The sequence below is a fragment of the Marinobacterium sp. xm-d-530 genome (assembly GCF_013283365.1).
In the GTDB taxonomy this organism is placed as follows: domain Bacteria; phylum Pseudomonadota; class Gammaproteobacteria; order Pseudomonadales; family Balneatricaceae; genus Marinobacterium_E.
The window spans coordinates 146717-159861 of sequence record NZ_WBYM01000002.1; the positions used below are offsets into that span (position 1 = coordinate 146717).

Annotated in this window: 15 protein-coding genes; 11 read left to right on the plus strand and 4 right to left on the minus strand. The window is 48.2% G+C overall.

All coding sequences use genetic code 11. The annotated features are described in order from the left end of the window. Positions 1-25 precede the first annotated feature (25 nt). From XMD530_RS04035 to XMD530_RS04050, 4 genes are all read left to right on the plus strand, one after another. Positions 26-1768, plus strand: a complete 1743-nt coding sequence (locus tag XMD530_RS04035) for an alpha/beta hydrolase (RefSeq protein WP_173506781.1) — start codon at positions 26-28, stop codon at positions 1766-1768. A 78-nt stretch (positions 1769-1846) separates the two neighbouring features. Beyond that, positions 1847-2224 carry a carboxymuconolactone decarboxylase family protein gene (locus XMD530_RS04040; protein ID WP_173480796.1) on the plus strand — a complete coding sequence of 126 codons (378 nt, stop codon included), beginning with the start codon at positions 1847-1849 and terminating at the stop codon, positions 2222-2224. Between the two features lie 23 nt (positions 2225-2247). Further along, positions 2248-3615: an MATE family efflux transporter gene (locus tag XMD530_RS04045; protein ID WP_173506782.1), complete on the plus strand. Its 1368-nt coding sequence runs from the start codon at positions 2248-2250 to the stop codon at positions 3613-3615. Further along, a complete protein-coding gene (locus XMD530_RS04050) occupies positions 3581-4636 on the plus strand; it encodes a DUF3080 family protein (RefSeq protein WP_173506783.1) in 1056 nt (351 codons plus the stop codon). Before XMD530_RS04045 ends, XMD530_RS04050 begins: the two co-directional genes overlap by 35 nt. A gap of 1 nt (position 4637) precedes the next feature. Here XMD530_RS04050 and trxC read toward each other — a convergent pair whose 3' ends face one another. The 3 genes from trxC to tusA form a co-directional block, all read right to left on the minus strand. Continuing rightward, on the minus strand, positions 4638-5063 hold the full coding sequence (gene trxC / locus XMD530_RS04055; protein WP_173505963.1) for a thioredoxin TrxC: 426 nt from the start codon (positions 5061-5063) through the stop codon (positions 4638-4640). Between the two features lie 100 nt (positions 5064-5163). Next, positions 5164-5724 carry a ProQ/FINO family protein gene (locus tag XMD530_RS04060; protein WP_173480792.1) on the minus strand — a complete coding sequence of 187 codons (561 nt, stop codon included), beginning with the start codon at positions 5722-5724 and terminating at the stop codon, positions 5164-5166. Continuing rightward, the gene (gene tusA / locus XMD530_RS04065; RefSeq protein ID WP_173480791.1) at positions 5721-5960 is read right to left on the minus strand and encodes a sulfurtransferase TusA; all 240 of its coding nucleotides are present in this window, start codon (positions 5958-5960) and stop codon (positions 5721-5723) included. Before tusA ends, XMD530_RS04060 begins: the two co-directional genes overlap by 4 nt. A gap of 139 nt (positions 5961-6099) precedes the next feature. Between tusA and XMD530_RS04070 the strand changes: the two genes are divergently transcribed. Then, the gene (locus XMD530_RS04070) at positions 6100-6381 is read left to right on the plus strand and encodes an antibiotic biosynthesis monooxygenase (protein WP_173480790.1); all 282 of its coding nucleotides are present in this window, start codon (positions 6100-6102) and stop codon (positions 6379-6381) included. On the opposite strand, the gene rlmM is transcribed toward XMD530_RS04070, so the two are convergent. Next, positions 6382-7446, minus strand: coding sequence for a 23S rRNA (cytidine(2498)-2'-O)-methyltransferase RlmM (rlmM, locus tag XMD530_RS04075; protein ID WP_173480789.1), 1065 nt, complete (start codon positions 7444-7446; stop codon positions 6382-6384). A gap of 392 nt (positions 7447-7838) precedes the next feature. Between rlmM and ccoN the strand changes: the two genes are divergently transcribed. The 6 genes from ccoN to XMD530_RS04105 all read left to right on the plus strand — a co-directional run bounded on the left by ccoN (position 7839) and on the right by XMD530_RS04105 (position 13140). Continuing rightward, positions 7839-9278 (plus strand): cytochrome-c oxidase, cbb3-type subunit I, encoded by a 1440-nt coding sequence (gene ccoN, locus XMD530_RS04080; RefSeq protein ID WP_173480788.1) that lies wholly within the window; start codon positions 7839-7841, stop codon positions 9276-9278. Positions 9279-9298: 20 nt separating this feature from the next. After that, positions 9299-9919: a cytochrome-c oxidase, cbb3-type subunit II gene (ccoO, locus tag XMD530_RS04085; RefSeq protein ID WP_173480787.1), complete on the plus strand. Its 621-nt coding sequence runs from the start codon at positions 9299-9301 to the stop codon at positions 9917-9919. Between the two features lie 6 nt (positions 9920-9925). Further along, positions 9926-10105 carry a cbb3-type cytochrome c oxidase subunit 3 gene (locus tag XMD530_RS04090; RefSeq protein WP_173480786.1) on the plus strand — a complete coding sequence of 60 codons (180 nt, stop codon included), beginning with the start codon at positions 9926-9928 and terminating at the stop codon, positions 10103-10105. Positions 10106-10116: 11 nt separating this feature from the next. Then, positions 10117-11010, plus strand: a complete 894-nt coding sequence (gene ccoP, locus XMD530_RS04095; protein ID WP_173480785.1) for a cytochrome-c oxidase, cbb3-type subunit III — start codon at positions 10117-10119, stop codon at positions 11008-11010. Between the two features lie 108 nt (positions 11011-11118). Beyond that, positions 11119-12540, plus strand: a complete 1422-nt coding sequence (gene ccoG / locus XMD530_RS04100) for a cytochrome c oxidase accessory protein CcoG (protein WP_173488940.1) — start codon at positions 11119-11121, stop codon at positions 12538-12540. Between the two features lie 90 nt (positions 12541-12630). Beyond that, positions 12631-13140, plus strand: coding sequence for a FixH family protein (locus XMD530_RS04105; protein WP_173482395.1), 510 nt, complete (start codon positions 12631-12633; stop codon positions 13138-13140). The last annotated feature ends 5 nt before the right edge of the window (positions 13141-13145 follow it).

Genomic DNA, 13145 nt, shown 5'->3' on the forward strand with positions numbered 1-13145 from the left:
ACGTCATTCACACTGGAGTTTTACCATGGCGACTAAAGGTAACGGACCGACCGATCCTCAAGAGTTCATCAATTACGTAAGCCAAGAGACAAGCAAGATGCTTGAAAACTTCTCTGGCAAGGGTGCTGAGGATATGTTCTCTCAATTCACCAAGTCATGGACAGAACTTGCGACGCGTTCACTGCAAGATCCAACCTTGTGGATGCGTGCAATCGCCGATTACCAAACCGCGCAGTTTAACCTATGGCGCAACTTGTTAACCGGTAATACTACTGAAGCACCGGTTGCTGAGCCAGAGCGTGGCGATCGTCGTTTCCAGGCTGAAGAGTGGTCAACTAATCCTATTTACGACTACATCAAGCAGTCTTACCTACTGAGCTCTAAGATGCTGACTCAGATGGCTGAGAGCGCGAACCTATCGGATCAAGATCAGAACAAATTGGAGTTCTACACTCGCCAGTTCATCGATGCGATGTCGCCAACTAACTTTGCAGCAACTAACCCTGAAGTTCTGCAACAGGCGCTTGATACTAAGGGTCAGTCACTGCTCGATGGTATGAAAAATCTACTAGCCGACTTTGAGAAAGGTCGCATCTCAATGACTGATGAGAGCGCGTTTACGCTGGGCGAAAACCTTGCGACAACCGAAGGCTCTGTTATCTTCCAGAACGATGTCATTCAGCTGATTCACTACAAGCCAGAGGGTGAACAGGTTTACACTCGCCCGACTCTGATCATTCCACCGAGCATCAACAAGTTCTACATCCTTGATCTTCAGCCACACAACTCATTTGTTAAGTACTGTGTTGAACAGGGCCAAAACACCTTCCTAGTCTCTTGGCGCAACCCAACCTCTGAACAGTCAAACCTTAGCTGGGATGATCTTGTGTCAGAAGGTATCTTCGAAGCCGTTCGTGTGACCAAAGAGGTCTCAGGCAGCGATAAGATCAACACGGTGAGCTGGTGTGTCGGTGGCACATTAACAGCAACTGCACTGGCGGTTATGGCGAAGCGTAAAGATACCAGCATCGCAAGCGCAACCTTCCTAACAACACTGACAGACTTCTCTGATCCAGGTGATCTCTGCGTCTTCATTGATGACTACCAAGTCAAACAGTTGGAGCAGAAAGTGAGCCAAGCAGGCTTCCTAAACGGACGCGAACTGGCGACGTCGTTCAACATGTTGCGCTCGAACGATCTCATCTGGTCTTACGTTGTTAACAACTACCTAAAAGGTCAGACACCACCGCCGTTTGATATCCTCTACTGGAACTCGGACAGCACTAACCTTCCAGCGGCCATGTACACCTACTACATCAATAAGATGTACCTAGAGAACAAACTGGTTGAGCCGAATGCACTGGAGATCTGTGGTGAGAAGATCGATCTAGGCGAGATCAAAATCCCTTGTTACTTCCTTTCGACCATTGAAGACCACATTGCACCTTGGAAAGCGACCTTCAAAGCGACAGAGACCTTTGGTTCAGAGATCGAGTTCGTCCTTGGCGCAAGCGGTCACGTTGCCGGCGTAATCAACCCAGCTTCTAAAAACCGTCGCAACTACTGGGTTAAAGGTGAACAGGGCCAAGGCGCTGACCACTGGTTTGAAACCTCTGAAAAAGTTGAAGGCTCTTGGTGGCCAAACTGGGCTGAGTGGGTTCGTCGTCGTGCTGGTAAAAAAGTGGATGCACCTAAAACTCTTGGCAGCAAAGAGAACAAACCGATTGAAGCTGCGCCTGGTAGCTATGTAAAAGTTCGTATCGATTAATCTTCCAAATCGATGTAAAAAACCGGACACTGTGTGCCCGGTTTTTTTATGTGTGACTGAAACGATCAGGAGATCAACATGGATAACTTTTTTGATAAGGGTTTAGAGATGCGTCGCAGCACACTGGGTGCTGAATACGTTGATAAAAACCTAGCCGCTGCTGATGACTTTAACCGTCCCTTTCAGGAGGCGATGACCGCTTGGTGCTGGGGTTTCGGTTGGGGCGATGATGCCATTGATCCCAAAACACGTTCGTTAATGAATTTAGCGATGCTCGGCGCCATGGGCAAAAGTCACGAATGGGCTACCCACTGCAAGGGCGCATTGAATAATGGTTGCAGTGTTGACGAGATTCGAGCAGCCATTCATGCCGTCGGCATCTATGCCGGCGTGCCTGCCGCCGTTGAGTGCTTTCGTATTGCACGGACAGTGCTTGAGGAGGCGGGAGAGCTTTAAGCGCCCCTTATACGAAAACTAGCATGTCATTTTTTCCGCCCAACTCCAGAGTAGAGATCAAGCAGCTACTCCACCTTGCTTGGCCCATGCTGCTGGCTCAGTCCTCGCAAACAGCGATGAGTCTATCCGATACTCTGATGGCCTCTTGGGCGGGCGCTGAAGAGCTAGCAGCTATTGCTCTGGGGTCAAGTATATGGACGCCACTCTCGCTATCCTTGGCAGGCGCTATGATGGCATTGACCCCTATCGTGGCACATCATGTTGGTGGAAAACGTGAGGAGGAGACCGCCTCAGAACTGTTTAACAACCTTCTGATCACACTTGCGATCGGCGTGCTCAGCTGGCTCTTCATCAATGGCGCCTCTGACTGGATTCTTACCCTACTGTCTGTAGAACCGGCTCTTAAATCCACTGCCAATGACTATCTGTTTGCGATCAGCTGGGGCATACCAGGCATGCTGCTCTATCAATCGATCAGGGCGTTCGCTGAGGGACATGGGCAGACAAAAATTGTCATGAAAATAGGCATCAGCGCTGTACTGCTCAATCTACCTCTTAACTATATTTTCATCTTCGGCAAACTGGGTATGCCTGAAATGGGCGGCGTGGGCTGTGGATGGGCGACAACGATTGTATTCTGGTACATGTTCATAGCCGGTGCTGCTTATCTGATCTACAGCCGCTATTTCAAACCGTTGAACCTCTTCAAACAGACCCTCAAACCGAACAGAGAGAAGATCAAACATCAGCTCTCTATTGGCATACCGATTGCCGCGAGCCTTGGTGTTGAGACCACCATGTTCTGCCTGATTGCGCTCTTTTTGGCCGATTACGGTGCAACGGTGATCTCTGCTCACCAGATCACACTCTCGATATCGAGCCTGATCTTTATGATGCCGCTCTCACTCTGCTTGGCCGTCACCATTAGGGTTGGCCAGCTCAATGGCGCTAAACGCTTTGCTGACGCCCAGCAAGTAGGATTCCTGGGACTGCGCATCGCCCTTTTGATAGCCTGCTTCAGCTCAACGATTCTGTTTATCCTGTCCGATGGCATTGCTGCACTCTTCTCTAAAGATGCTGAACTCATCGCCATCGCCTCAACCCTGCTTAGCTACGCTGCACTCTACCAATTCTCCGATGCGCTCCAGCTGACCGCGAATGGCGCACTGCGCGGATACAAAGATACTCGAATCCCACTGCTGATCGCGTTTATCGCTTACTGGATACTTGGGCTACCCAGCGGTTACCTCATTGCCGAGTATTTAGAGATGGGGGCTGTTGGTTACTGGTTAGGCATACTCATCGGCTTAAGCTTTGCCGCCGTACTACTGATAAAACGACTCTATAAGCTATCCAATGAAGCACTGGTTAACCCTCCTAATTTCAACTAGTTTTATCGCGGGCTGTATCGATACCGATCCAGCCCAGTCACTGATTGAGACCTATGCCGAGCGTACCAGTCGAGCCATAGATATCGATTTTGATCTTCAGCTGAGCAAAACTTCTGAGCTCTACCCTATTCTTCCGGATCGAAGAGAGCGAACTGAAACCCTGACACCCATTACCGAAGGCCTGATCGATGTTCTCGATCTTAAGCAGTGTGGGCTGATCAATCTAATCGCACAGAGAAACACCAGCCTTGGCAAATTGGCCGGTGGATCACAACGACTGATTTACGAACTGGAGTTCATCCCTAAATTACGCAGCTGTCAGAAGCTGCTCACAGGCAACAGTAGTCAAACTGAAGTGTTAGCGCGTGTTCAAGAGATCAATCAGATCAAGAACGATAACTGGCCAAAGCAGATATGGAACAGTCTATACAGTAGCCCAGAGATGGAACAACACTTCTCACTGGGGGCTGCACCGCTGCCACCCGATGCAGACTACTCAACCTCAGAGTTAATGCTGACAATGCAGCGCTTTGCTGAGATCGCTGAAACCCAAAACAATAGAGACTGGCAAACACCCTCTTTTGCCAATGAGCTGGAGCGTGACTACGAAACGCTCTATCGATCCAATTTCGGATCAGAGTGGCTCGCCAGTATGGCACTGTTAACTCAGGTTTTAGAGCAGACCTCAGAAGCGATTAACCAAAGAATCAATGACAGACCGATCTGCTTTAATCAGAGGCAAAACCAGAAGTCAGAGATACTCTGGAACGTCTTTATGAAGTTTTACGTCAACAGTTTGCAACCCTACATCGCTCAGGTTGAACGTACAGGCCGCCAATGGAGTAACCTTCATCAAGCCATCATCGCGTCACTCAACCTCCCTCAAAGCCGATGGCTAGACACCTATACCCATCCCGAAGGAGAGGTCTGGTCTAGGTATCTAAAAGCTCGAGAGAACCACACCCAATCTTGGCAGAATATTTTGGATCAGTGTGGACTTCGTCCGGGTAATCAGAACTGAATTAACCCACCCACTGCTGCAGCTGGCTGATGTTCATTGCGCCCGACTGACGCTTGACCTCTTTACCACCCTCAAAACGGACAACGGTTGGTAGGCTTCTGATGTTATAGCGAGCGGCCAACTGTTGATTGGCTTCGGTATCAACTTTAACGAAGCGCACGTTTGGTTCAGTGCGTTTTGCCACTTCGGCAAACGCCGGTGCCATCATTCGACAGGGTCCACACCAACCTGCCCAGAAGTCAACAATGACGGGAATATCCGTATTGCGAATAAACTTAGCGAAATTCTCTTCGCTCAGGGCGATCGGTTGCTGAGTAAAGATCGCTTTTCGGCATTTACCGCAGGCAGGCCCTCTATCGAGCTTATCTTTAGGCACTCGATTGGTTGCTAAACAGTGTGGGCAGCTGAGATTGACTGATTGACTCATAACGTCTCCTATATCATTAATTACTAATATATAGGCGGAAATTCAGAGTTCAAGGGGAGAGAAAAACAGAGCAGCGAGATCCGCTGCCCTGCTCGAACGATTAGAACTTCTTAACGAGAGCTTCTAGTTTAGAGGTAAGACGCTCCTCTTTTTGAGCAACGCGTTGTTGTTTACGAGCCTCTTGATGGCGCTCTTTACGGCGCTGCTTGTATTCGTCTAGCTTAGCTTTAGCATGCTTTTCATCTTCAGCAGTCACTTCAGCTACTTCAGCACCGGTCAAATCGACACGCTGAGCGCCAACAACCATTGACTGAAGGTAACGTGGGTTACGAACATAAGTCGCTAGCGCACGCTTAATCTTACCGCGACTTACTTTTTCATCCGCCACTAAGTCCTCTTGAATACCAATTTTCAGAGGCTTGGGTTCTTCCAGGCTAAATGTGTTGGGGTAAGCGGCAATAAGCAGTTCGACTGCGGCTTGGTTAGCTTCACGGTTTTTATTGCGAGGCTTAGCTGTGTTCTGTTCTGTCACTGTTTTATTCTCTTGAAGTTGACGAGGTTCAGTTCGATCAACTTGTTGTTCAACTCTGATTAAAATCTCTTCTGCCTCTTGCAGAAGGCGCTCTGTATCAGAGGCTATCTGTTGAATGATTTTACTCATCCACCTTTCCGTATTCGATAGATGAAAAGATCATCCTTCACTTCATGACTGACCAACTCGTGCCCTAAGAAGTTACAAAACTTTGGGATATCACGCTCTGTAGAGGGGTCCGTCGCGATCACTTCAAAGAGATCACCCGTTTGAAGTTGAGCAATTTTACCATGCAACATCATCACTGGCTCTGGGCAGTAGAGGCCGCGCGCATCCAGCTGTTCAATGGGTTTTTCAATGCTCATTGCACTATCCTTTCAATCAAGTCGCGCATTGTCGCAAATAGTTTTTAAAAACTCCAACGAGTTTAAGCCCGATTCACCTTTACCTAGACAAATCCGAGCGTTATTCTCAAGGTATAACAAGTAGTTAGAGGACAAATCGATGATCAAGGTTTTTATAAACCGTAAGGTTCCTGCCGAACTAGAGCCACAATACACGGCCATTGCTAAAGAGACTCTGCAAGCTTCTATGCGCTCACCAGGCTTTATCAAAGGTGAGGTCATGCATGACATCAATGATCCAGAGCACCGATTAGTCATTGCCACCTACAGTACACTGGCTGACTGGGAGCGTTGGTATCAATCTCAGGAACGCCTTGAGCTGATGAACAAACTCCGCCCTATGTTAGAGCGTGACGAGCTGATCAAAATCTACGAGCACTAATTAGACGTCTAACTCCAGGTAGCAAGTGATCTCTTCACGGTCGTGGTAGAGATGCTTGCTTACCAGACGGTAGGGTTTTTCATGTTCCTGAAGAATCATCTCCAACTGCTCTATTCGATCTGATACTTCAATGTAGCGCTTTTTCATTGGCAACTTTAAGTTGAAGATCAAACGATCAGCCCAACCATTAATGGCCCACTTTGCCATCAACTCAATGACACGTGTCGGTTTATCAACGACATCACACACCATCAGATCCACTGGCTTGGCAGGCGCAAAGGTAAAGGCATCCTCGCGTTGGTGATCAACCTGACCGGTCTCCATTAGATCACCCTTCATGGGCCCATTATCAACCGCTGTGACAAACATGCCGCGTTTAACCAGCTGATAGGTCCAGCCACCGGGGGCCGCCCCCAAATCGACTGCTTTCATACCGCGCTGCAACCGCTCATCCCAGGCTTTTTGTGGGATAAAGTAGTGCCACGCCTCTTCAAGTTTTAATGTAGAGCGGCTCGGTGCATCGGCTGGGAATTTAAGTCGCTTAATCCCCTGCTCCCATTTGGAACTGTTATTGATCGGACTGACACCGACCCAAATCTGATTATTTTCGAGCAGGAAGATATGTAGCCGATATTCAGCCTTTGATTTTCTTGGAAGTAAAAGATCCTGCTGTCGTAAAAAGCCTGCTGCAGCACTACCGAGTTTTTTAGCCAAACCATTAAGGTTGCGGCCATCAGTAGTATCCGCACTCTCAACCAACAACTCAGAGGCTTTGGGCAGCTTAGCAACCGCTTCACTTATGGGTGTTAGGCGATCTTTTGACGAAACGCCCTGCAGCATTGGCTCACAGGCGATCCATTGGCGCGCAAAGATGAGATCGCGAAAGCGCAGCTTACTCATCAACTGCAGCGCGTTGTGAGGAGGGTTGATCACAAACTCTATATAACCCGCCAAATCATCAAACTTCGGATAACCGTAAACTCCAGCCTCCGCAGCTTTTACTGATATTTCACTGGCGGCCTCACTCTCAAAGCCACTGCGACAATAGATAATAATGTGATTCAAAGGAACCTCTCCCTAAAACAGAGGCGACAGTTTAACGAGTTAGCCGTCGTAATAGCAAAAATCAGTCACTTTTATGAAAATTGATACATATCAAAAAAGCGTTATTTTTGATGAATCAACAAATTGACTAAAATCGAACAAATAATAAACAGATATATAGTTTGAACCAATCGTAATAAACAATTAAATCAATAAATATCAGTAACTTATACTAACCAAGAATCATATCCGCCTTTTTAAAATTCACGACAACCGACTTATTAGATAATACTAATGGATAGCTACAACGCCCTATTTAGGGGCGTTTTGCATTGAAAAATCTTGCCCCATAACTGATAATTCGCAACGGTTTCAAAAACTATCAATTCACTTAGCTTTGATGAGAGCATGAAATGAGCACTGCAACAGCAAACACGACTTACAACTACAAAGTTGTACGCCAGTTCGCCATCATGACTGTAGTCTGGGGCATAGTTGGTATGACGATGGGTGTACTCATCGCCGCACAACTAGTCTGGCCGGCACTTAACTTCGACACTGCATGGTTCTCTTTCGGACGTCTTCGTCCGTTGCACACCAACGCAGTAATCTTCGCCTTTGGCGGATGTGCACTATTTGCAACGTCTTACTACGTTGTACAGCGCACCTGTCAGACGCGTCTAATCTCTGACGGTTTAGCATCGTTCACTTTCTGGGGTTGGCAAGCAGTCATCGTCGCAGCAGCAATCACGCTGCCGATGGGTCTGACAACCACTAAAGAGTACGCTGAACTTGAATGGCCTATCGATATCTTGATCGCGGTTGTATGGATCTCATACGCAATCGTCTTCCTAGGTACCGTTAAGAACCGTAAAACGTCGCACATCTACGTGGGCAACTGGTTCTACATGGCATTTATTATCACTGTTGCAGTGCTTCACATCGTTAACAGCATCTCTATGCCTGTTACACTTTGGAAGTCTTACTCAGTCTACCCTGGCGTTGTCGACGCGATGGTACAGTGGTGGTACGGACACAACGCAGTAGGCTTCTTCCTAACGGCAGGCTTCCTAGGCATGATGTACTACTTCGTACCTAAGCAAGCAGAGCGTCCAATCTACTCATACCGTCTATCGATCGTTCACTTCTGGGCACTGATCGCAACGTACATGTGGGCTGGTGGTCACCACCTACACTACTCTGCGCTTCCAGACTGGACTCAGTCAGTGGGTATGGTTATGTCTTTGATCCTTCTTGCACCTTCTTGGGGCGGTATGATCAACGGTATGATGACGCTATCTGGCGCTTGGCATAAGCTTCGCACAGACCCAGTTCTTCGCTTCCTTGTTGTCTCTCTATCCTTCTACGGTATGTCAACATTCGAAGGCCCAATGATGGCAATCAAGACAGTCAACGCACTGTCACACAACACTGACTGGACTATCGGCCACGTACACGCTGGTGCTCTAGGTTGGGTTGCAATGATCTCTATCGGCGCGGTTTACCACATGATTCCTAAGCTGTTTGGTAAGGCTCAGATGTACAGCGTCGGCCTAATCAACACTCACTTCTGGTTGGCAACAATCGGTACAGTTCTTTACATCTGTGCAATGTGGGTTAACGGTATCCTACAGGGTCTAATGTGGCGCGCAGTTAACGAAGACGGCACGCTTACTTACAGCTTCGTAGAAGCGCTAGAAGCGAGCCACCCAGGTTACTTTGTACGTTTCCTAGGCGGTGTCTTCTTCGTAACCGGTATGCTTCTAATGGCTTACAACGTATGGCAGACCGTACGTGCAGGCAGCACAGTAGCTAAAGCTGAAAACCCAGATCCATCAGCAGCTACTGCGTAATTAGTACCGGAGACATTAAGATGATTAAACACGATACTATTGAAAAGAACGTCGGCCTCCTTGCCCTACTGATCATCATCGTGATCAGTGGTGGTGGTTTGGCTGAGATCGTACCTCTGTTCTTCCAGAGCTCTACGACTAAGCCAATCGAAGGTCTTCGCACCTACTCAGCTCTAGAGCTTGAAGGTCGCGATATCTACATCCGTGAAGGCTGTCACGTATGTCACACTCAGATGATCCGTCCTTTCCGTGCGGAGACTGAGCGTTACGGTCACTTCTCTACTGCTAACGAGCACGTTTACGAGCACCCATTCCTTTGGGGTTCTAAGCGTACAGGTCCAGACCTAGCTCGTGTCGGCGGTCGTTACTCAGATGACTGGCAGCGTGCTCACCTATACAACCCACGTGACGTTGTACCTGAATCAAAAATGCCATCTTACCCTTGGCTGTTCGAACAGAAGCTAACGGGTAAAGATACGGCTGCGAAGATGGAAGCTCTTCGTAAGCTAGGCGTTCCATTTGACGATGCAACAATCGCTTCAGCGCGTGAAAACGTAGAAGGCAAATATGAGATCGATGCTCTAGTTGCTTACCTACAAGCGCTAGGCAAGATGCATACTGTGTACAACAACAAGCGGTAATTAATAGTGAGCTACGACGTCTACGGTCCATACATTCCAGTAGTGATGCTGGTAACGTTTCTGGCCCTGTTCATCTGGGTACTGAATCCGAAAAACCGCAAACGGTTTGACGATGCAGCCAACCTCCCCTTCCAGGACGAGGAGATTGATGAACGCACCAGAAAAACTGACAAAGACGTCGAGTAAGGAGTAGAAAGATGAGTGCTTTTTGGAGCGCATGGATCACAGTCATCACTCTAGCCGTTATTATCGGCTGTACTTGGCTGCTTCTAGCAACGCGCAAAAGTGAAACACACAAAGAAACAACTGAAGCGACTACGGGCCACGAATTCGATGGCATCGAAGAGCTTGATAACCCACTACCACGCTGGTGGTTCCAACTATTCATTGGTACGGTTATCTTCTCACTCGGTTACCTAGCGCTTTACCCAGGTCTTGGTAACTTCAAGGGCCTTCTTGGTTGGACGTCGGCTAACCAGTGGGAAGAGGAAGTGGCACACGCAGAAGAGGTCTACAAACCTGTTTTCGCTAAATACGCTTCGCTATCAATTGAAGAGCTAAACCAACCAGGTAACGAAGCAGGCCTTAAAATGGGTCAGCGCATGTTTGCCAACAACTGTTCTGTTTGTCACGGTACTGGCGGTCAGGGTGCTTACGGCTTCCCTAACCTAACCGACAAAGATTGGTTGTACGGTGGCGAGCCACAAACCATTATGATGTCTATCGTCAATGGTCGTCGTGGTGCGATGCCTGCTTGGGGTGCGGTACTGGGTGAAGATGGTGTTCAAGACGTGACTAACTACGTGCTTAGCATCAGCGGCAACGAACACGACGCAGCAGCCGCTGAACGTGGTCAAGCACAATACAACACTCTGTGTGCGGCATGTCACATGCCAACAGGTAAAGGTATGGCGGCACTGGGTGCACCAAACCTAACTGATGACACTTGGCTATACGGCGGCAAGTTTGAGCAGATCGCTCACACTATCCGAGCTGGCCGTGCAGGCGTAATGCCAGCGCACAAAGATCTTCTTTCAGAAGATAAGATCAAACTGATCTCTGCATACGTCTACAGCTTGTCTAACAACTAATAGACCCCCTGCAGAAGAAAAGGCGACCTGATATATATCAAGTCGCCTTTTTTTTATTCCATTTATAATAGACAATCAAATCAAGTCATATAAGCACAGGCGAGTTGCATGTCTAATATCCCAGTTAAAGATGTCACCCCAAAAAAGGGCTCTGGCGCTACTGAAACCTACGATCTGTACGCGAAGCGTGAAGAGATCTACGTCAAGTACACGACCGGCCTATTCAAGAATCTACGAAACATCTCAAGTGCGATCATGCTGCTGATGTTCTACGGTTTCTCTTGGATCCAATACGATGGCAAACAGGCCGTGCTATTTGATCTGCCAAACCGCCAGTTCCATGTCTTTAACTTCACGTTTTGGCCACAAGATTTCATGCTGCTTTCGTGGCTGCTGATCATTCTGGCCTTCACCCTCTTCTTTGTTACGGTGTTTGCCGGTCGTCTCTGGTGTGGCTATGCCTGCCCACAGTTTGTCTGGACTTGGTTGTTCATTCGTATCGAGCAACTAACTGAGGGTGATCGCAACGCTCGCATGAAGCTGGACAAAGCGCCTTGGAGTGCGAACAAGGTTCTGCGCAAACTGGCTAAGCACCTTATCTGGCTTGCTATAGGTGCCGTTTCAGCCGTTGCATTTGTTGGCTATTTCTCACCGGTACGCGAACTGGTTCCAAACATTCTGAGCTTCAATCTTGGACCTTGGGAACTTTGGTGGTTGGCGTTCTTTACGGTTGGTACCTACGGTGCGGCTGGCTGGTTACGCGAACAGGTCTGTATCTACATGTGCCCATACGCTCGTTTCCAGAGTGTTATGTTTGACCAAGATACCTTGATCATCTCTTACGATGAGAAACGCGGTGAGAATCGTGGTGCTCGTAAACGCCACATCGATCACAAGGCTGAAGGCCTGGGTGACTGTATCGACTGTGGTCACTGTGTGCACGTCTGCCCTGTCGGTATCGATATCCGTGATGGTCTTCAGTATGAGTGTGTCGCTTGTGGTGCCTGTGTCGATGCCTGTGACAACATCATGGAGAAGATGGGCTATGAGAAAGGTCTGGTTCGCTACACCACCGAGCATGAGCTTAACGGTAAAAAAACCCATATCTTCCGCCCTCGCTTGATCGGTTACTTCGTCGCGATCTGTGCCATGTTCATCGCCTTCAGTTATGTACTCTTTACACGAGTGCCGCTTGAGGTGGACGTTATTCGTGAACGCGGTCAGCTCTACAGCACTACTAATGATGGGTTGATCCGTAACACCTACACACTAAAACTGGCAAACAAATCACAACGTGATTACCAGTACGAGATCCGTGTTGAAGGGTTAGAGGATGCCATCATCAATGGTGATACCGTTGTAAACGTAGCCGTTGGTGAACTACTCGATCACAACCTGTCGATCATTCTGGATCCTCGCGCTATGGAGCGAGCAAACTATGAGATCGATTTTATCGTAACAGCGACTGATGGCTCAGGCGTTGAAGCTGAATCAGAAAGTCGTTTCATAGGTCCTGCGCCTAAGCGTTAAGACAGTGTCACAGAGAATCTGTGATATACTCGCGCGCGGATATTCTTAGGGATATCCGCGCTTTATTTTAGTCACTATTTTGAGGTTTACATGACTGAACAGACTCACGACATTGGCCCTTGGTACAAGCAGAAATGGCTATGGTTTGTATTGGCGCCGTTGATCGCTGTGGTTATCTATGGAACAACCTTCCTCTATCTTGCTATTACGACTATGGATGGCGTGGTTAAAGACGATTACTACAAAGAGGCACGTGGTACTAATGTCGACACCAGCCGTTCAGATGAAGCGGATCGCTTAGGCATTCATGGTGAAGTATTGTTGGACACACTGACCGGTGATATTCGCTTGGATCTTAAATCGAACAGTTTTTTGGGTGATCAACTATCCGTTGACCTGGTTCACCCTACCCACCAGAAGTATGATCAAAGCCTAACGGTTCGCTCAGTGGGCGGTACAGGCGTCTACGTTGGCAACTTACAGAGCACACTAACCGGCAAACGCTACCTGATCATTACCAACACTGAGGGTAACTGGCGTCTACGTCGCGAAATATTGCCCCCTTACGATCAAAATACCTTCAAGGTGGGTAAGTTCTAACAGAC

What these genes read in the sequence shown, in the direction of transcription:
- XMD530_RS04060 (WP_173480792.1), bottom strand. Translation starts at nt 5,724, where the DNA reads ATGAGTAAAATCATTCAACAGATAGCCTCTGATACAGAGCGCCTTCTG.
- XMD530_RS04070 (WP_173480790.1), top strand. Translation starts at nt 6,100, where the DNA reads ATGATCAAGGTTTTTATAAACCGTAAGGTTCCTGCCGAACTAGAGCCA.
- XMD530_RS04045 (WP_173506782.1), top strand. Translation starts at nt 2,248, where the DNA reads ATGTCATTTTTTCCGCCCAACTCCAGAGTAGAGATCAAGCAGCTACTC.
- trxC (WP_173505963.1), bottom strand. Translation starts at nt 5,063, where the DNA reads ATGAGTCAATCAGTCAATCTCAGCTGCCCACACTGTTTAGCAACCAAT.
- ccoG (WP_173488940.1), top strand. Translation starts at nt 11,119, where the DNA reads ATGTCTAATATCCCAGTTAAAGATGTCACCCCAAAAAAGGGCTCTGGC.
- ccoO (WP_173480787.1), top strand. Translation starts at nt 9,299, where the DNA reads ATGATTAAACACGATACTATTGAAAAGAACGTCGGCCTCCTTGCCCTA.
- XMD530_RS04040 (WP_173480796.1), top strand. Translation starts at nt 1,847, where the DNA reads ATGGATAACTTTTTTGATAAGGGTTTAGAGATGCGTCGCAGCACACTG.
- XMD530_RS04050 (WP_173506783.1), top strand. Translation starts at nt 3,581, where the DNA reads ATGAAGCACTGGTTAACCCTCCTAATTTCAACTAGTTTTATCGCGGGC.
- XMD530_RS04105 (WP_173482395.1), top strand. Translation starts at nt 12,631, where the DNA reads ATGACTGAACAGACTCACGACATTGGCCCTTGGTACAAGCAGAAATGG.
- ccoN (WP_173480788.1), top strand. Translation starts at nt 7,839, where the DNA reads ATGAGCACTGCAACAGCAAACACGACTTACAACTACAAAGTTGTACGC.
- ccoP (WP_173480785.1), top strand. Translation starts at nt 10,117, where the DNA reads ATGAGTGCTTTTTGGAGCGCATGGATCACAGTCATCACTCTAGCCGTT.
- XMD530_RS04035 (WP_173506781.1), top strand. Translation starts at nt 26, where the DNA reads ATGGCGACTAAAGGTAACGGACCGACCGATCCTCAAGAGTTCATCAAT.
- tusA (WP_173480791.1), bottom strand. Translation starts at nt 5,960, where the DNA reads ATGAGCATTGAAAAACCCATTGAACAGCTGGATGCGCGCGGCCTCTAC.